The organism is Blattabacterium cuenoti, from assembly GCF_014251995.1.
Classification (GTDB): domain Bacteria; phylum Bacteroidota; class Bacteroidia; order Flavobacteriales; family Blattabacteriaceae; genus Blattabacterium; species Blattabacterium cuenoti_AE.
In genome coordinates, this window is sequence record NZ_CP059205.1 from 493,465 (window position 1) to 511,583 (window position 18,119).

At 23.4% G+C, this 18,119-nt stretch carries 16 protein-coding genes, 1 tRNA gene and 2 pseudogenes; 11 read left to right on the forward strand and 8 right to left on the reverse strand.

Translation table 11 applies throughout. The features are described 5' to 3' along the window. Positions 1-17 precede the first annotated feature (17 nt). The gene (gene lpdA, locus H0H51_RS02375; protein WP_185876722.1) at positions 18-1,442 is read left to right on the forward strand and encodes a dihydrolipoyl dehydrogenase; all 1,425 of its coding nucleotides are present in this window, start codon (positions 18-20) and stop codon (positions 1,440-1,442) included. Between the two features lie 15 nt (positions 1,443-1,457). Here the strand turns inward: lpdA and H0H51_RS02380 are convergent. Then, a pseudogene (locus tag H0H51_RS02380) lies at positions 1,458-2,116 on the reverse strand (uracil-DNA glycosylase). 75 nt (positions 2,117-2,191) lie between these two features. After that, positions 2,192-2,542, reverse strand: coding sequence for a 4Fe-4S dicluster domain-containing protein (locus H0H51_RS02385; protein ID WP_185876723.1), 351 nt, complete (start codon positions 2,540-2,542; stop codon positions 2,192-2,194). Positions 2,543-2,559: 17 nt separating this feature from the next. Here H0H51_RS02385 and H0H51_RS02390 point away from each other — a divergent pair, with 17 nt between their 5' ends. After that, complete coding sequence (locus tag H0H51_RS02390; protein ID WP_185876724.1) at positions 2,560-3,612, forward strand: acyl-CoA reductase; 1,053 nt, start codon at positions 2,560-2,562, stop codon at positions 3,610-3,612. Between the two features lie 10 nt (positions 3,613-3,622). On the opposite strand, the pseudogene ribD reads toward H0H51_RS02390, so the two are convergent. From ribD to H0H51_RS02410, 4 genes and pseudogenes are all read right to left on the reverse strand, one after another. Next, positions 3,623-4,650: pseudogene (gene ribD / locus H0H51_RS02395) on the reverse strand (bifunctional diaminohydroxyphosphoribosylaminopyrimidine deaminase/5-amino-6-(5-phosphoribosylamino)uracil reductase RibD). 6 nt (positions 4,651-4,656) lie between these two features. Continuing rightward, positions 4,657-5,415: a shikimate dehydrogenase family protein gene (locus H0H51_RS02400; protein WP_185876725.1), complete on the reverse strand. Its 759-nt coding sequence runs from the start codon at positions 5,413-5,415 to the stop codon at positions 4,657-4,659. A gap of 159 nt (positions 5,416-5,574) precedes the next feature. Continuing rightward, the gene (gene rpsU / locus H0H51_RS02405) at positions 5,575-5,772 is read right to left on the reverse strand and encodes a 30S ribosomal protein S21 (RefSeq protein ID WP_185876726.1); all 198 of its coding nucleotides are present in this window, start codon (positions 5,770-5,772) and stop codon (positions 5,575-5,577) included. Between the two features lie 52 nt (positions 5,773-5,824). Beyond that, positions 5,825-5,899: transfer RNA gene (locus tag H0H51_RS02410), tRNA-Val, on the reverse strand. Between the two features lie 66 nt (positions 5,900-5,965). Between H0H51_RS02410 and recG the strand changes: the two genes are divergently transcribed. The 7 genes from recG (at position 5,966) to H0H51_RS02445 (ending at position 14,464) form a co-directional block, all read left to right on the forward strand. Further along, positions 5,966-8,044, forward strand: coding sequence for an ATP-dependent DNA helicase RecG (gene recG / locus H0H51_RS02415; protein WP_185876727.1), 2,079 nt, complete (start codon positions 5,966-5,968; stop codon positions 8,042-8,044). A 4-nt stretch (positions 8,045-8,048) separates the two neighbouring features. After that, positions 8,049-10,205: an ATP-dependent helicase gene (locus H0H51_RS02420; RefSeq protein ID WP_185876728.1), complete on the forward strand. Its 2,157-nt coding sequence runs from the start codon at positions 8,049-8,051 to the stop codon at positions 10,203-10,205. Between the two features lie 710 nt (positions 10,206-10,915). Continuing rightward, entirely contained in the window at positions 10,916-11,248 is a 333-nt protein-coding gene (locus H0H51_RS02425; RefSeq protein WP_185876729.1) for a hypothetical protein, read from the forward strand. A gap of 75 nt (positions 11,249-11,323) precedes the next feature. Beyond that, positions 11,324-11,935 (forward strand): DUF4290 domain-containing protein, encoded by a 612-nt coding sequence (locus H0H51_RS02430; RefSeq protein WP_185876730.1) that lies wholly within the window; start codon positions 11,324-11,326, stop codon positions 11,933-11,935. A 25-nt stretch (positions 11,936-11,960) separates the two neighbouring features. Next, positions 11,961-13,280 (forward strand): UDP-N-acetylglucosamine 1-carboxyvinyltransferase, encoded by a 1,320-nt coding sequence (gene murA / locus H0H51_RS02435; protein ID WP_185876731.1) that lies wholly within the window; start codon positions 11,961-11,963, stop codon positions 13,278-13,280. 289 nt (positions 13,281-13,569) lie between these two features. After that, positions 13,570-14,055 carry a transcription elongation factor GreA gene (gene greA, locus H0H51_RS02440; RefSeq protein ID WP_185877130.1) on the forward strand — a complete coding sequence of 162 codons (486 nt, stop codon included), beginning with the start codon at positions 13,570-13,572 and terminating at the stop codon, positions 14,053-14,055. Then, entirely contained in the window at positions 14,048-14,464 is a 417-nt protein-coding gene (locus H0H51_RS02445; protein WP_185876732.1) for an HIT family protein, read from the forward strand. Before greA ends, H0H51_RS02445 begins: the two co-directional genes overlap by 8 nt. Here the strand turns inward: H0H51_RS02445 and H0H51_RS02450 are convergent. Next, positions 14,461-15,237 (reverse strand): type III pantothenate kinase, encoded by a 777-nt coding sequence (locus H0H51_RS02450; protein WP_185877131.1) that lies wholly within the window; start codon positions 15,235-15,237, stop codon positions 14,461-14,463. The genes H0H51_RS02445 and H0H51_RS02450 overlap by 4 nt on opposite strands. Before the next feature lie 141 nt (positions 15,238-15,378). Here H0H51_RS02450 and H0H51_RS02455 point away from each other — a divergent pair, with 141 nt between their 5' ends. Next, positions 15,379-16,179 carry an alpha/beta fold hydrolase gene (locus H0H51_RS02455; RefSeq protein WP_185876733.1) on the forward strand — a complete coding sequence of 267 codons (801 nt, stop codon included), beginning with the start codon at positions 15,379-15,381 and terminating at the stop codon, positions 16,177-16,179. A 9-nt stretch (positions 16,180-16,188) separates the two neighbouring features. Next, a complete protein-coding gene (locus H0H51_RS02460) occupies positions 16,189-16,779 on the forward strand; it encodes a 5-formyltetrahydrofolate cyclo-ligase (protein ID WP_185876734.1) in 591 nt (196 codons plus the stop codon). Here H0H51_RS02460 and rseP read toward each other — a convergent pair. Beyond that, complete coding sequence (gene rseP / locus H0H51_RS02465; RefSeq protein ID WP_185876735.1) at positions 16,776-18,107, reverse strand: RIP metalloprotease RseP; 1,332 nt, start codon at positions 18,105-18,107, stop codon at positions 16,776-16,778. The genes H0H51_RS02460 and rseP overlap by 4 nt on opposite strands. Positions 18,108-18,119 lie beyond the last annotated feature (12 nt).

Sequence of the window (18,119 nt, forward strand, 5' to 3'; positions counted from 1 at the left end):
ATAAAACAAACATAATTATGAATCAATATATACAAAAAAAATACGATCTTGTTATTATTGGATCTGGACCAGGTGGGTATATTTCCGCCATCAGAGCGAGTCAATTAGGGCTTAAAACTGCAATCATAGAAAAATATAAGAAATTAGGAGGAACATGTTTAAATGTTGGATGTATTCCTTCTAAATCTCTTTTAGATTCTTCTAAATATTTCTCATTAGCTAAAAATAATTATTCTGAGCATGGAATATTCTTTGAAAAATTATTTTTTAATTTTCAGAAAATAATGGAAAGAAAAAATGATATAATCAAAAATATTAATAATGGAATAAAATATTTAATGAAAAAAAATAAAATTGATTTATATGAAGGAATTGGATCCTTTAAAACAAAGGATATCATTTCTATAAAAGAAAGAATATCATTAAAAACAAAACAAAACATACAATTTAAATATTGTATAATATCCACAGGATCAAAACCTCTATGTTTACCTAATTTAAATTTTAGAAATAGAATTATTTCTTCTACAGAACTTCTCTCTTTAAAAGAGATACCTAAAAAAATAATAATCATTGGTGGAGGTATTATTGGATTAGAATTAGGTACTTTTTTAAATAGACTGGGAAGTAAAGTGACTATTATAGAATTTATGGACCAAATTGTATCAAATATGGATAATTCCTTAAGTATAGGAATTAGAAAAATATTGGAAAAATCTTCAATAAGAATCGAAACTTCTTTATCTATTAATAATATTGAAGAAAAAAATACTGAAATATCGGTATTTACGAAATGTAAAAATGGAAAAGTAATGAAATTTACCGGAGACTACTGTTTGGTATCAATAGGTAGAATTCCATATACAAAAAATCTAAAATTGGAAAACATAGGAATAATAAAAAATGAAAAAGGATTTATACCGGTAAATGATTCTTTGCAAAGTGTAGTAAAAAATATATACGCAATTGGAGATGTTATAGGAGGAAAAATGTTAGCACATAAAGCAGAAGATGAAGGATTATATGTAGTAGAAAACATAGTTGGTCAAAAACCTAATAAACTAAATTACAATTTAATTCCGTCAATAATTTATACATATCCTGAAGTAGCTAGTATAGGCTACACAGAAAATCAAATTAAAGAAAAAGGAATAAAATATAATATAGGAATTTTTCCTATGAAATCCTTAGGAAGAGCTATAACGAGTGGATGTACAGACGGATTTTTAAAAATGATTTCCAATAAAAAAACAGATGAAATATTAGGAGTTCACATTATTTCAAATCATGCCGCAGATATGATAATGGAAGCATCCGTAGCCATGGAATTCCGTGCTTCTTCAGAAGATATATACAGAATTTGCCATCCTCATCCTACTTTTAGCGAATCTTTTAAAGAAGCAGCTTTACTAAACTTCGAAAATCGTGCTATACATATGTAAAATATAAATTTTATTTTACCAAATAATAGGAGATATTCCTTTTTTATTTAAAAAATCATTAGTTTTTAAAAAATGTTTAGACCCAAAAAAACCAAGATGAGCAGAAAAAGGGGACGGATGAGAAGTTGTTAAAATATAATGATTGTTGAAAGAGTTAATTAAAAACATTTTTTTCTTTGCATAATTTCCCCATAAGAGAAAAACAATATTTTTTTTTTATTGGAAATAGTTTTTATAATCTTATCTGTAAAATATTCCCATCCTATATTTTTATGAGATCCTGGAATTCCTTTTCTAACTGTTAGTATAGAATTTAATAACAAAACTCCTTGTTTAGCCCAAGGAATTAAACATCCACTTTTTCTGTGAAGAAGTGATTTATTAAAACAATTATTTATTTCTATAAATATATTTTTTAATGAAGGTGGGAAAGGAGTTCCATTTTTAACAGAAAAACAAAGGCCATCAGCTTGATGATCTCTATAATAAGGATCTTGTCCTAAAAGGACAACTTTTAATTTTTGGAAAGAACAATACTTTAAAGAAGAGAATATATTTTCTTTTTTTGGAAAACAAATAAAATTTTCATATTCAATTCGAACTGATTTCATTAGCTTTATAAAATAAGGTTTTTTGTATTCTTCCTTTAAAAAAGTTTTCCAATCATAATTCATAATTAATTAAATTAATGATGATTTTTATTCAAAAAATACTTTATATTCAATTTTAACCTATTAAAATTGACATAATCAAAAATGATGTAAAAAGTTTTTTTTATTAATCAATTGTTGTTTAGTTTCTATATGTTCTTTATCTGGAATACAACAACCGACTGGACATATTAGAACACATTGTGGTTGATCATAAAACCCTACACATTCTGTACATTTTTCTGAAACAATAAAATAAATATCCTTTTCTTTTGGCTCATGTTCATGATCCACAATCAAATTTGAACCACTTTCTTTTTCTTTTCTTTTCAAAAAGGAAGTTCCATCTGACATTTTCCATTTTTTATTTCCTTCATAAATCGCATTATTAGGACACTCAGGCTCACAAGCTCCACAATTAATACATTCTTTTGTAATTTTTATGGACATATTATAAATTAGAGATAATGATTAAAATTTTTGATGAATTAGGTTCCTTTTTAAGAACATTTCAAACATATTATAACAAACATAATAAAAATAAATATATTTCTAAAGATTATAAAATAATTTTTTCTAATCTAAAAAAAATCGTTAAAAAAATAACACTTACAAATAGTTGGTTTAGAGAAGAAGATTTATTAATAACTATTAATCAATGGGGAAACTCTTTAAAAAAAGAAAAATTAGAATATTGGATTAATAAATATTCATTAAAAATGAATAGAAAATCTATGAAAGTTCTTGTTATTATGGCTGGAAATATACCAATGGTAGGATTTCATGACTTACTATGTGTTCTAATATCAGGACATAAAATCATAATTAAACTATCTGAAGAAGATAACTTATTGATTCCTTTTTTATGCAAAGTATTAATTTACAAAAAACCAAGTTTAAGAAATAAAATAAAGTTTACAAAAAATATCTTCCAAGAAGAATTCGATTATGTTATAGCTAGTGGAAATAATAATACAGCTCGTTATTTTGAATATTATTTTAGGAAATTTCCTCTATTACTTAGAAAAGGAAAAACTTCCATTGCAGTTTTACAAGGAAACGAAAGTGAAGAAGAACTATTTAATCTAAATAAGGATATACTTACTTATTCTGGAAAAGGTTGCAGAAATGTAGGAAAAATATTTATCCCTCATAACTATGATATTAATTTAATCTTAGAAAAATCATATATTTCTAAATATATAATGAAAAATTATAAATATATAAACAATTATAAGTATTATTTATCTATTTACATTATGCAAAAAATTCCTTTTCACAAAAATAATTTTCTTCTTTTCAAAGAAGAAAAAAATTTTCATAGTCCAATATCTGTGGTATATTATGAATTTTACAATAATTTAAATCAATTAAGAAGGATTATTAAAAACAATAATCAACACATACAATGTGTAGTATCTAAAAATTTTTTAAAAGAAGAAATATGCTTTGGAAAAACACAATATCCAAAATTAGAAGAATATTCAGATGGAATTGATACAATTCGATTTTTGAATTGATAAATTTTGATCAAAAATTCCTTTTTATAAAAAGATAATCTTTTCCTATACTTATTTTTTTCATAATTTTTCCCCCTATTTTAGGGGCTTTTAATCCATTTTTTAATACAACATCGCATATGAAAATCCTACATTCATCCCATATATTATTTTTGATAAAACTTTCTAAAGTTTTTTTCCCTCCTTCTATTATTAAAGATAATATCTTTTTTTTGTATAAAAAATTCAATATATTATTGATTATTTTTTCATTAAAAATAATTTGAACATATTCTATATTCTTTTCTTTTTTTTTTTTTCTTCTGTAAAAACAATTGTTTTTTGTGACCCGTCTAAAATAAAATAGTAAGAAGGTACTTTTAGTTTTCTATCGATAAAAATTCTAATGGGATTATTTCCAAACCATTTTCTTGCGTTTAATTTTGGATTATCATTTAAAACAGTTTTTTTCCCTACTAAAATGCTGTCTTCTTCCGCTCTCCATTTGTGACTAAATTGTCTGGAATATTTACCACTGATCCAAAATTTTTTATTGTTTTTTGAATCTATAAAACCATCATAACTTTGAGCCCATTTTAAAATAATGTAAGGCCGATTTTTTTCATGAAAAGTGAAAAAACGTTTATTTAAAATACGACATTCATTTTCTAAAACGTTTTCTATAACCTCTATACCAGACTCTTTTAATTTTAGGATCCCTAGCCCTCTAACTTTATCACATGTATCCTGTGTTCCTATAACTACTCTTGGTATATTCTTTTTAATTATCAAATCAACACAAGGTGGGGTCATTCCTAAATGAACACATGGCTCTAATGTTACATAAAGAGTTGAATCCAAAAATAGATCTTTATTTTTCACTCCATTGATAGCGTTTACTTCTGCATGATTCATTCCTTTTTTATAGTGCCATCCTTCCGAAAGAATTATTCCATTTTTTTCTATTACACATCCAACCATAGGATTTGGAGATGTCATTCCCAACCCATTTTTAGCCAATTGAATAGCTCTTTTCATAAAAATTTCTTTATTCTTCATTAAATTTTATGAATTCCATATTTTCCAAGACTCTTCTGCTTGAAGATAAAACATTTCTAATCCATTTTTAATCCTCGCCCCTTTCTTTTCTGCTTTTTTCAAAAATAAAGTTTTACTTGGATTATAAACTAAATCATAAAAATAATGTTTTGAAGAAACATGTTGATAAGGTAACAAAGGGTAAGAATTATTAGGAAATGTTCCTAAAGGAGTACAGTTAATAACAATTTTATATTCTTCCAATAAATTTTCATTAATATCTTCATAGGATAGAAATTTATTATTTCTAGTTCTAGAAACATATTTGTATGGAATTTTCAATTTGTCTAAAACAAATGAAACTGTTTTAGAAACTCCTCCAGTACCTAAAATTAATGCTTTTAAATCTTTAAAAGGAAACTTAACAATATCTTTTTTAAAAGATAGTTCAAAACCTAACACATCTGTATTATATCCAACTTTACATCCATTTTTGTTAATTTTTATAACATTAACAGATTTTGTAGATTTTGCTTCTGCAACGACTTTTGTTAGAAAAGGAATAATACTTGTTTTATAAGGAATAGTTATATTACATCCCCTTAATAAGGGATTTTTAAATAGAAATGAAACATTTTCTATTTTCGGTATGTCAAAAATTTTATAATCTGCATGAAATATAGATTCTTTTTTAAATTTCTCTAAAAAAAAATTTCTGGAAAAAGAATAACTTATATTCCTTCCAATTAATCCAAATAAAAATTTATAATTTCCTATTTTTTTCATAACATAATTATCCTCAAGAATTAAAAAACAGCATTCTTATAATTAATATAAATATATAAATATATATTTATTATTCAATCACTACTCACACTACTCACCAAGACTAATTCATAGATAGTATTAATGCTTAACACTATATACTATTCTAAGTATAGAAAATTAATATTCTTTTTTTAGTTTCATACGTTCTCTGTATTTTGCTTTTAATATTTCATTTCTTCTACCTTCAGAAGGTTTTATATATTGTTGTCTTTCCCTAAATTCTTTTAAAATTCGAGTTTTATCAAACTTTTTTTTACATTTTTTCAAAGCTTTTTCAATTGATTCTCCTTCTCTAACTATAGTAATTAAAACCATAAGCCAAAAATTAAGTGTTAATTTTTTTTTGAAATTATTAATATTTATTTTGTGGACATTATCGGATTTGAACCGACGACCTCTACTCTGTCAAAGTAGTGCTCTAAACCTACTGAGCTAAATGTCCTTGTTAAATTAACAAAATTAAGTATTTTTTATTATGTATAAAGATCTTAATCTATTCTATTAAAGTATGTCCTACAACATTTTCAAAAAGCCTATAGAACATTTAAAGGGATTAAGTTTAAAAAAAGCTTATTTATTTAATAATGAATTAAAACTTCATACATACGAGGATTTATTATTCTTTTATCCAAGAGGATATATTCATTTTTCTATTATAAAGAATATATCAGAATTATTAACAAAAAAGAATAATAATAACTTTGTTCAAATATCCGGAAAAATAACAAATACAAAAGAGATAAATTATAAAAAAGGAAAAATATGGATATCTTATTTAACGGATAAAACTGGATTTATTGAGTTAGTGTGGTTTCAAAAGCCAAAATTTTTAAGAAAAATAGATAAAAACAAAATTATAATAGTTTCAGGAAAAGTTCAATGCTTTCAAAAAAAAAAACAAATCGTTCATCCAAATATACAATTTTCGGAAAAAAATTATTATTCTATATCCATATCTCCAATTTATTCCATTCCAAATAATCTAAAAAAAAAAGGAATTAATAATTCTTTTATGATTAATCTATTAAAAAATCTGATAGAAGAATCAAAAAATTCTATAAAAGAATTTTTTTTTCAAGAATTTCTTGAAAAAAAATTAATGTCTAGAAAAAAAGCTTTAGTTCAAATTCATTTTCCAGAATCTTTAGAAAATTTATTTCAAGCACAATATTCTTTAAAATTTGAAGAATTATTTTTATTAAAGTTGTTTTTTTTGTCGAAAAAAAAAATAACATACAGTCATCCGTTTATAAAAATAGGAAAAAATTTCCATACATTTTATAAATATTTTTTGCCTTTTACTTTAACAGAAGAACAAAAAAAAGTTCTTAAAGAAATATGGAATGACTTAAAAAAACCTATTCAAATGAATAGATTGTTGCAAGGAGAAGTAGGATGTGGAAAAACTATAATAGCTATATTATCAATGCTAATTGCATTGGATAATGGATTCCAATCTTGTTTAATGGCTCCTACTGAAGTTTTAGCTATTCAACATTATTCTTTTATTAAGGAAATGTTTTCAGAGATTGGAATTAAGATAGCATTATTAACAAGTTCTACGTCTAATTCTATACGAAAAGAAATTTATCATAAAATATTCGCAGGAAAAATTTCAATTTTAATAGGTACGCATGCTCTAATTCAAGAAAAAGTTAAATTTAAAAATTTGGGATTAGCAATAATAGATGAAGAACAAAGATTTGGAGTTGAACAAAGAGATAAGATTTGGAAAAAAAAAGAAAAATTTCCTCATATATTAATTATGACAGCTACACCTATTCCTAGGACTTTAGCTAAAGTTATTTATCATGATTTAAATATTTCTATTATAAAAAAATTGCCTTTAGGTAGAAAACCTGTTAAAACTATTCATTTTTGGAATAAAAATAGAGATAAAGCTTTTGAAATAATAAAAAACCAAATTTCAAATGGGAGACAAGTATACATTATATATCCCACTATCAACACTTCTTTAAAAGAAGAGAATATGAATTTAATAAAAGGATATAAAGAAGTAAAAGAAAAATTTAAAAATTTAAAAAATGAAATTGGTATTTTACACGGACAAATGAATTTTCAAGAAAAAAACATTCAAATGAACCGATTTTTGCGTGGAGAAACTAAAATTATGATAGCAACCACAGTTATAGAAGTGGGGGTTAATGTTCCAAATGCATCAGTCATTTTAATAGAAAATGCAAATTTTTTTGGGTTATCTCAATTACATCAATTAAGAGGAAGAGTGGGAAGAGGGATTCATCAAAGTTATTGTATTCTTATTACTGATACAAACATCAGTATAGATGGAATCTTTCGAATTAAAAAAATGTGTGAGACTAATAAAGGACTAGAAATATCCAAAGAGGATTTAAAGTTACGTGGTGAAGGAAACTTAATAGGAACTCAACAAAGTGGAAAAAATTGTTTTCGAATTGTGAACCTTATAAAAGATTATAAATTAATAAAAGATGTTTTTCCAATTGCTAAAAATTTCTTTCTTAAGAATCCTAATTTTTTTGAAAAAAAAATATTTTTTTTCAAAAAAATTATACAAAAGATAAATAAAATAAATATTTTAGACTAATTTTATGGTATGGATCGATCTTAACAATTCCCAAAAAAAAATTATTGAAACTATCAATGGACCTATTCTTGTCATTGCTGGAGCAGGTTCTGGAAAAACTCGTGTCATAACATACCGTATTGCTTATATGATTCAAAAAATGGGAATTAATCCTTATAATATTTTAGCTTTAACTTTCACAAGAAAATCAGCTAGAGAAATGAAATTCAGAATTTCCAATATGATAAATTCAAAAAATTTGGAAAAAATCACATTAGGAACTTTTCATTCCATATTTTCTTCTATTCTAAGAAAAGAATCTCATTGGTTAGGATACAACCAAAATTATACCATTTACGATCAAAAAGATTCAGAAAATGTAATAAAAAAAATATTAGAAGACATTAATTTAGATATTTCTTTTTCTCCTAAAGAAATAAGAAGAATAATATCCGAATATAAAAATAATTTATGTTCCATAAATAATGGAAAACTAAATAGAAAAGAAATAGAATGTTTATCTAAAATATATAAATTCTATATTCAAAAATGTCATCAATCAAATGCATTAGATTTTGATGATATTTTGTTAAAAACTAATCACTTATTTTACAAATTTCCTAATGTCTTAAATAAATATAGAAACAAATTCAAATATATATTAATTGATGAATATCAAGATACAAATTTATCTCAAAATAAAATTATAAAAAACTTAGCGTTCAAACATCAAAACGTTTTTGTTGTGGGAGATGACGCTCAAAGCATTTATTCTTTTCGCGGAGCAAATATTTCCAACATTTTAAATTTTCATTTAGATTATAAAAATGTTAAAATTTTTCGTCTTGAACAAAATTATCGTTCTACTTATCATATAGTCAAAGCTTCCAATAACATCATTTCTTTTAATAAAAATCAAATTATAAAAAAAATATGGACTGATAATGAAAAAGGAGAAAAAATTGAAATATATTGTGCTTTTTCCGAAAAAGAAGAAGCACAATATATTGCTTCATCTATTCTTTCTATTAAAAAAAATAAAAAACTTCATTATGAAAATTTTGCTATTCTTTATAGAGCAAACATACAATCACATATTATTGAATATATTTTCAAAGAAAAAAAAATACCATACAAAATTCATGGATCCATTTCATTTGAAAAACGAAAAGAAATTAGAGATTTACTAGCTTATTTAAGAGTAATTTCTAATTTAGATGATGAAGAATCTTTTTTACGTATTCTTAAAAAAGAAAGTAGTCAAAAAACTATTAGAATTATATTAGATTTATCCAAAAAAAGAAAAATCAAAACTTACGGAATAATAAAAAATTTAGAATCTTATTATCACCTTCTAATGATAAAGAAAAAAACAAAAGATAAATTTAAACAAATTATTTATACAATAGAAAAGTTACATTCAGAAATAAAAATAAAAGATTCATTCACAATAGTAAAAAACGTCGCCAATTTACTGTTAGAAAAGTATCCAAAAAATTATAAAATTGAGGATTTTAAACCTATACTTGATAATGTTTTGTATCATACTAACGAACAAAAAAAATTGAAAAATAATGGAGATGTTAGTTTATCTGGATTTTTACAAAAATATTATCTGGAAATAAATGAAAATTCAAATAATGATGATAATGAAAAAAATAAAGTTTCATTAATGACAGTACATTTGTCAAAAGGGTTGGAATTTCCCATTGTTTTTATTACAGGATTAGAGGAAAATTTATTTCCTTCTAAGTCTAGTTTAAATAAACAATCTAAAATAGAAGAAGAGAGACGACTTTTCTATGTAGCTCTTACCAGGGCTAAAAAAAAAGCTATTCTTACTTATACAAAGTACAGATTTTTATGGGGAGAAAAAAGAAAAAATTATCCTAGTCGTTTTATTAACGAATTAAATGAAAATTATATAAAAATTCATAATCATACAAAAAATTTTTCACAAAATCTTTTAGAAAAATCAAAAATAAATTTTTTGGAAAAAAAAAATAACAATGAACAAAGAAAATTCCAAGTAGGATCAAAAATTTTCCACAAAAAATTTGGAATAGGTATAATTTTAGATTTTCAAAATGAAAATAAAATAGCTTTGATTAAATTTCAAAATTTAGGAAAAAAAAGAATACTATTAGAACTAGCGTTAGATAAAATAATTATTTATTCATAAATAAATAAAAATGTTTTATTATGAATAAATTTGAAAAAATAAAATAAATTTGTAGTTTACAGTAATTAATTTTCTTTCATTTTCCATTTTTTTTTATTAAGATAAAATTATATAATCCGAAATATTATTTCAATACTTTCCATATTGTTAAAAAAATAATATTAGTAGAAAAGTTTCACTAAAATAATTAATTATTGGATTAATTGGTGGATTATCATAATAATATAATATCCTTAATTCCTCCTCCTACTATTTTATTATTCCTAATTACTATTTTTCTTAATTAATTATTTACCCCTACTTTAAGGATTAAAGTTATCCATATATAACAACATATTTATTATATAAATAGAATTTCTCTCAATAGAGAAGATTTAATTTTTTTATAGAAATAAATTAGTATTTTTATATTAAAAATTATATTATTTGCGTAACAAATCATAATATGGAATTTTTATATCTAGATCAAATTATAAAATAATTATTTTAATGATTTTTACTTGCTATTAATTATCTTTATTTAAGATTCTTTATGTTTATAAAATTACTATCTATTCTACTTTTGGTTTTATTTTAGGATTAGTTATATTATTAATGAATCATATAAAATATACATATGATTGGATACTATCATTTCTTTCTATTATTTCTCCTTTTATAGTTTTGTATACTGAATTAATAAATTACTAAAAAACGCTATAGCTAGAATTATGGATGAATTTGATAATAAAAAACTATTAAAAAAATTGTCATTCATTTTTAATGAAAAAAGAAATAATCATTGGAATAATATTCATTATTTTTTAACAATTTATGAAACCATTCTTCATATTAATTCTTATTTGACTATTACATGGTTTTTTAATATAAAAAAATCAAATCAGGAAATTAATAAATTAACTCAATTAATTAAAAATAAATTTAGATCTCAAAGTAGATTATTCTTTTTTTTTGAAACTTGCAAAAATAATCATTGTATATTTCATTTCAATTACTTATTTCAAGTTAAAAAAATTTTTAAAAAAAAGATTTTTGGACATTAAGACTAAGACATCATATTATAATACTAAAAAATATCCCTATAAATTGAAATAATTGATTATAAATACTTATAAAATATGGAATATAATACTAATCGTTTAAAATTAGTAATACCAGAATATGGTAGAAACATTCACAAAATGATAGATTATGCAATAAAAATAAAAAATAGAAAAAAAAGAAATCGTTGCGCCTGGGGAATCATAAAATTAATGATAGATTCTACTTATACTAATAGGTTTAATAATAAGACAATTCCTTATTTTCAACATAAATTATGGAATCAATTATTTATTATGTCTAAATATCAATTAGATGTTGATCCTCCCTTTTCTAAATCCAATCTTTTTTTAGAAGAAAAAAAGAATAATTTTTCTTCTAAAAAAAGAGAAACAATATATCCTAAATATTTAACTGATTTTAGATATTATGGAAAGATAATCAGAAACATGATACATGTAGCAATAAATTGTAAAAATAAGAAAAAAAAAGAAGGATTATTTTATGCAATAGCTAACACGATGAAAAAAAATTATCTAAGATGGAATAGAAATATAGTAGAAGATAATACAATATTTAAAGATTTAAAAGAAATTTCAAAAGGAAAAATACGTTTAATAAATACAGATCCTTTACTACAATGTTCTTATATTTTAAGATATAAAAAGAAAAAAATATTTAAAAAATAAAAAAAAAAGTTATTAGATTAATATAATGGGAACTTTTAAAATAGAAGGCGGATCCCCTTTAAAAGGGGAAATAATTCCACAAGGCGCTAAAAATGAAACACTGCAAGTTTTATGTGCCGTATTATTAACCACACACGAATTAAGAATCAGAAATATTCCAGAAATAGGAGATGTTAAATGTTTAATGCATATTCTTAACGATTTAGGAGTTAAAATAAAAAAGAATAGTATTGGAGATTACACATTTTGTGCTAAAAATATTAATCTTGAATATTTAAATACAAATGAATTTCGTAAGTACGGAAAATCCATTAGAGGTTCTGTTATGATAGCAGGGCCACTACTTGCTAGATTAGGAAAAGTTTGCATTCCTCTACCCGGAGGAGATAGAATAGGAAGAAGAAGATTAGATCCACATTTAATGGGATTAAAATTATTGGGAAGTAATATATATTATAATCATGATAAAAAATATTTTCATTTATATACAAAAAATAAAAAAAATTTAGTAGGAAGCTATATTTTAATGGAAGAAGCCTCCGTAACTGGAACCGCCAGTATTATAATGGCTGCTACTTTAGCTAAAGGAAAGACTACCATTTACAACGCTGCTTGCGAACCTTATATTCAACAATTATGTAGATTATTAAATAATATGGGTGCTAAAATAATAGGAATAGGGTCCAATTTAATTCATATAATCGGAGTGCAAGAATTAAAAGGATATAGTATCCATACAATACAACCTGATATAATAGAAATAGGAAGTTGGATTGGTTTATCTGCTATCACTTGTTCCGAAATAAGAATTAAAAATGTTGATTGGAAAAATTTAGGAATAATTCCAAATACATTCCAAAAAATGGGAATAAAATTAGAAAAAGAAAAAAATGATATTTTTATACCACCTCAAGATTCTTACCAAATTAAAAAATTATTAAACAACGCAATACTAACAATATCAGATTCTCCATGGCCAGGGTTAACTCCTGATTTATTAAGTATTTTAACAGTGGTAGCTACCCAAGCTAAAGGAAGTGTTTTAATTCATCAAAAAATGTTTGAAAGTAGATTATTTTTTGTAGATAAACTTATTGAAATGGGTGCACAAATTATATTATGTGATCCTCATAGAGCAACTATTATTGGATTAAACCATCAATCTCATTTGAGAGGTGCTATATTAAATTCTCCGGATATAAGAGCAGGGATATCTCTTTTAATTGCAGCTCTTTCTGCTAAAGGAACTAGCATTATTAAAAATATAGAACAAATTGATAGAGGATATGAAAATATAGATCAAAGATTACGGACTTTAGGAGCAAATATTCTAAGAATAGAATAACTACTTTCTATAATTTAGAATTTATTAAAAGTCTAACTAAAAGTTAAATTTTTATCATTTTCTCTAATTTTTTTTTCTTGTGTAAAGATAAATACAAAAATTCGTAATTTTAAAATATAAAACTCTGAGTATACAATAATTCTTTGTCTTTTACAAAGAGAATTAATTATATATGTATTAAGAATTTTATATTCATAAAATATATGAATTCATACTAGCTAATATCATTATCTACTAATCAAAATAAATAATAAATGAAAAAATCCGGAAAAAATAATAATGAAAAATGATGGGAAAATTTGAATATATAACCAAAAAAGGATTAGAAAAATTACAAAAAGAAATAGAAAGATTAGAAAATATAGAACGTCCAAAAATATCTATGCAAATTGCAGAAGCAAGGGATAAAGGGGATATTTCAGAAAATTCTGAGTATGACGCAATAAAGGAAGCACAAGGATTTTTAGAAATGAATATATCAAAATTAAAAAAAAAATTATCCAATTCTCGTATTATAGATGGTTCCCAAATAATAAATAAAACTAGAGTGTCTATTCTTTCTACAGTTAGAGTAAAAAATTTGACTCATGGAGGTGAGCAAATATATACTCTAGTTCCAGAAGGAGAGGCTGATTTAAAATCAGGAAAAATATCCATCAATACTCCTATATCAACTGGATTACTCGGAAAACAGGTAGGGCAAATTGCTCATGTTACATTGCCAAATAAAATGACACTTGATTATGAAATTTTAGAAATAGCATTTAGTGAATAAAAACATTTTTCAAAAAATAATTGATCAAGAACTTCCTTCTTATAAAGTAGCAGAAAATTCTGATCATTTAGCTTTTTTAGATATTAATCCTATTAAAATAGGACATACATTAGTGATTCCAAAAAAAAATAATGAAGAAAAAATTTTTTCCCTTACTGAAAAAGAATTCATTTCTATTATGACCTTTACAAGAAAAGTTGCTTTAGGAATAGAAAAAGTTATACCCTGTAATAGAATAGGAATATTCGTTATGGGATTTGAAATTCCTCATGTTCATATTCATCTCATTCCCATGGACCAAGAAAGTGATGGAAACTTTTCCAAAAAAAAAATTATTTTATCTGATAGAAAATTTAAAATGTTATCCAAAAAAATAAAAAATTCTATTTTAATAGAATTCAATAATTAATGTTTATTCCAATGAAATAAAATTTTTAACCCTTTGATTGTATGTAATTTATCTTTAACGTGAATTTTATTTGTTAAAGGTGTATATATATGAGATAATCCTCCAGTTGCAATTACAAAACAATTCGTTTTTAATTCTTTATTCACTCTATTAATTAATCCTTCTACCATACTTAAATACCCATAAATAATCCCACTTTGAATACATGTTTCTGTATGTTGTCCTAATATGCTTGGAGGTTTTTTCAATTCTATTTGTGATAGTTGAGCTGTATTTCCAATTAAACCTATTAAAGAACTATTAACTCCGGGGGCAATAATAATACCTTGGAGTACTCCATTTTTACTAATACAAGTTAAACTTAGTGCAGTTCCAAAATCTACTACTAAAGATGTAGTATTTTGATGATTATATAATGTATATGCGGAAATAGAATTAGCATACAAATCTGTTCCTAATTGATGAGAATTGTGTTTTACAGGAGAAGAAGAGTATCTATTTACTATTAAAGGATTAATTTTATGTATTTCATATAAAGATTGTTCTACAATATTTGTAAGTGAAGGAACCACTGATCCGATAACAATATTTTGTATTGATCGGAGATTAATTCCATATTGCTGATATATATTTCTGAACAATAAAATATATTCATCTAAAGACCTATGTGGATTACTATTAATAATCCATGAAAAATTGCATTTTAAATCATAATTATTATTAAATAATCCAAAACGAATACTAGAATTTCCAATATTTATTGTTAATAGCATAATTCGTTTTTTCATTTATCATGAAAAAATATTCTAATTCAAGAAAGTTATATTTTTCATTTTTATTTATTATTCATCTATAGTAATATTATAGTATTATATTTGATATTTTTTTAATATTAAATAATATAATAAATGTATATGAATAATACTTTCAAAAATATAAATTTTAAAGTAGAGGGAAAAGGTTCTATTCCAATAGTTCTACTGCATGGATTTATGGAAAACTTGAAAATATGGAATAATATTATTGACGATTCCAACAAACATAAATATAAATTTATTTTAATTGATTTTCCAGGGCATGGAAAAAGTGATTTTATATTAAATTATGATACTGTTTTTTCTATGGAAAAAGGTGCTGAAATTGTGAAAATAATTTTGGAAAAAGAAAATATAGAAAAAGCCGTATTTTTAGGACATTCTATGGGAGGATATATTGCTCTAGCTATAGCTGAAAAATATCCAGAAATTTTTTTAGGATTATGCTTGCTTCATTCTACAGCAAAATCTGACTCGGATAATAAAAAAAAAATTCGTTTACAATCTATAAAACTAGCAATTAGTAATTACTCCTTTTTCGTAAAAAAAAGTGTAAATAAACTTTTCTCTTATAAAAAAATTCCATTCTTACAAAAAGAAATTAGTTTTGTAAAAAAAATAGCTTTTTCCACATCTAGAAGTAGTGTAATTTCTTTCTTGAAAGGAATTTCTATCAGAAAAGATAGAAGATTTTTGCTAAAAAAAACAAATTTTCCAAAAATGTATATAATTGGTTTATACGACTTAATTCTTAATGCAAAAGAAATTCGAGAAGAAGCAAAAAGTGGAAATAAAACTTGTTTTTTCGAAGTTCATACAGGTCATATGGGACATATAGAAAATCCTAAAAAAATAAAAAAAATACTAGAAAATTTTATAGATCATATAATTTTCAATTAAATTTTAAAAATGAATAAAGAAGAATTTCGTAAAAAATATTTTTATTACAGACAGTCCTTGTCTCAGAAAGAGATTTTTGATTATAGTTATCAAATTTTTTTAAATTTTAGAAAATTATTTTTTATATGGAAAAAAAAATATTATCATATTTTTTTACCTATAAAAAAATATAAAGAGGTTAATACATTTATTTTTATAAATTTTTTACAACAAAAAAAAAAATATATAACTATTCCTTATTCTAACTTTTATGACCTATCTATAGATAATTGCTTTTTTGATGAAAAAACTCTTTTAAAAAAAAGTAAATATGGAATTCTTGAACCTATTTATACAGAAAAACGGATTGTATCACCTTCTATTATTGAAGTAATATTTATTCCATTACTAATATTTGATCTAAAAGGTTATAGAATTGGTTATGGAAAAGGTTTTTATGATAGATTTATTCTTTTATGTAAAAAAAATGTTATTAAAATAGGATTGAGTTTTTTTTATCCAGTAAAAGAAATTGGATTTCTTCATGAAAATGATTTATCAATAGATTTGGGCATCACACCAACTAATATTTTTTTCTTTAATAAGAAAGCATATTATTAATAAATAAATATCTTAAATATATCCCAAATAATAATAGTAATCATAATTAAACTAATTGTTATAAATCCAATAATCGTGCATTGATCAATAATTTTTTCGTTTATTTTTTTTCCTATAATTATTTCTATCAAAATGAATAATATATAACCTCCATCCAATGATGGAATTGGAAGTAAATTTAAGAAAGCTAACCAAATAGATAAAGTAGCAGTCAAAGTAAAAAAGACGTTCCAATCCCATTCGGAAGGAAATTCTTTAGCCATAGAAAAAAAACTTCCTACTTGTTTATAAGCTTTCGTTTCTACATGAAAAATATTTTTTAAAAAAAAAATTTGATTTTTTAAAACATCTAAAGACTTCTTCATTCCATGGAAAATACTTTCAAAAAAAGAATACTTCTTTTTTTGAAAAGGAAAAATGTAATTTAAATCCGTAAAATCTTTCAAGAGTATTCCTAATACTCCTTCTGAATCTAAAGAAATTTTTTTTTGAAGAAACTTTCCATTTCTATTTACGGAAACTATTACATCTTTATTCTTATAATTTTTAGATAAAAAAAAATCCCTGAGTTGATCAGAAAAAACAATTAATTTAGAATTAATTGCTAATATTTCATCATTATTTTTTAATCCGTACTTTTCCGCTTGAGAATTTTTTACTACATAATTTATAATAGGAGGAACACGTGGTTTAATAAAAAAACTGATTTTCTTTCTATCAAAGAAAAATTTTTTTTTATTGTTCAACGATATTTTTATAATTTTTCCCATTCTATTTACAGTTACGGAATTTCCTAAAAGAATTTCTTTAGGAAGGTCATTGAAATACGGAACATATTTATTATTTACAAATATAATTTTATCTCCATTTTTAAATCCTATCTTTCTTCCTAAAGAATCAACTTCTATCCCATATTTAATATTTTTGGTAGGAAGGCATTCTTCTCCATTATTAAATAAGAAACAAGAAAAAATAAAAACAGATAATAATATATTGAAAATAATTCCTCCAGAAATAATTAATAATCTTTTTATTGCTGATTTTGAACGAAAATCCCAATTTTTTTCGGAGGATTTTAAAAAAGTTTTTTCATCTTTTATTATTCCGGATATTTTTATATATCCACCTAATGGTAACCAACCAATTCCATAAGTAGTATGTCCTATTTTTTTTTTAAAAATAGAGAACCAAGGGTCAAAAAACAAAAAAAATCTTTCAACTCTTACTTTAAATATTTGAGCTAAAATAAAATGTCCTAGTTCATGAATAACTATTAATATAGAAATGCTAAGAAGCAATTGTATGAGCTTAATAATAATGGATCCCATTATACGATAACT

Excerpts from the sequence above, each read along its gene's own strand:
- lpdA (WP_185876722.1), top strand. The coding sequence starts at position 18 with ATGAATCAATATATACAAAAAAAATACGATCTTGTTATTATTGGATCT.
- H0H51_RS02385 (WP_185876723.1), bottom strand. The coding sequence starts at position 2,542 with ATGTCCATAAAAATTACAAAAGAATGTATTAATTGTGGAGCTTGTGAG.
- rpsU (WP_185876726.1), bottom strand. The coding sequence starts at position 5,772 with ATGGTTTTAATTACTATAGTTAGAGAAGGAGAATCAATTGAAAAAGCT.
- greA (WP_185877130.1), top strand. The coding sequence starts at position 13,570 with ATGGGAAAATTTGAATATATAACCAAAAAAGGATTAGAAAAATTACAA.
- H0H51_RS02460 (WP_185876734.1), top strand. The coding sequence starts at position 16,189 with ATGAATAAAGAAGAATTTCGTAAAAAATATTTTTATTACAGACAGTCC.
- H0H51_RS02400 (WP_185876725.1), bottom strand. The coding sequence starts at position 5,415 with ATGAAAAAAATAGGAAATTATAAATTTTTATTTGGATTAATTGGAAGG.
- H0H51_RS02455 (WP_185876733.1), top strand. The coding sequence starts at position 15,379 with ATGAATAATACTTTCAAAAATATAAATTTTAAAGTAGAGGGAAAAGGT.
- H0H51_RS02420 (WP_185876728.1), top strand. The coding sequence starts at position 8,049 with ATGGTATGGATCGATCTTAACAATTCCCAAAAAAAAATTATTGAAACT.
- H0H51_RS02425 (WP_185876729.1), top strand. The coding sequence starts at position 10,916 with ATGGATGAATTTGATAATAAAAAACTATTAAAAAAATTGTCATTCATT.
- rseP (WP_185876735.1), bottom strand. The coding sequence starts at position 18,107 with ATGGGATCCATTATTATTAAGCTCATACAATTGCTTCTTAGCATTTCT.
- recG (WP_185876727.1), top strand. The coding sequence starts at position 5,966 with ATGTCCTACAACATTTTCAAAAAGCCTATAGAACATTTAAAGGGATTA.
- H0H51_RS02390 (WP_185876724.1), top strand. The coding sequence starts at position 2,560 with ATGATTAAAATTTTTGATGAATTAGGTTCCTTTTTAAGAACATTTCAA.
- H0H51_RS02430 (WP_185876730.1), top strand. The coding sequence starts at position 11,324 with ATGGAATATAATACTAATCGTTTAAAATTAGTAATACCAGAATATGGT.
- murA (WP_185876731.1), top strand. The coding sequence starts at position 11,961 with ATGGGAACTTTTAAAATAGAAGGCGGATCCCCTTTAAAAGGGGAAATA.
- H0H51_RS02450 (WP_185877131.1), bottom strand. The coding sequence starts at position 15,237 with ATGCTATTAACAATAAATATTGGAAATTCTAGTATTCGTTTTGGATTA.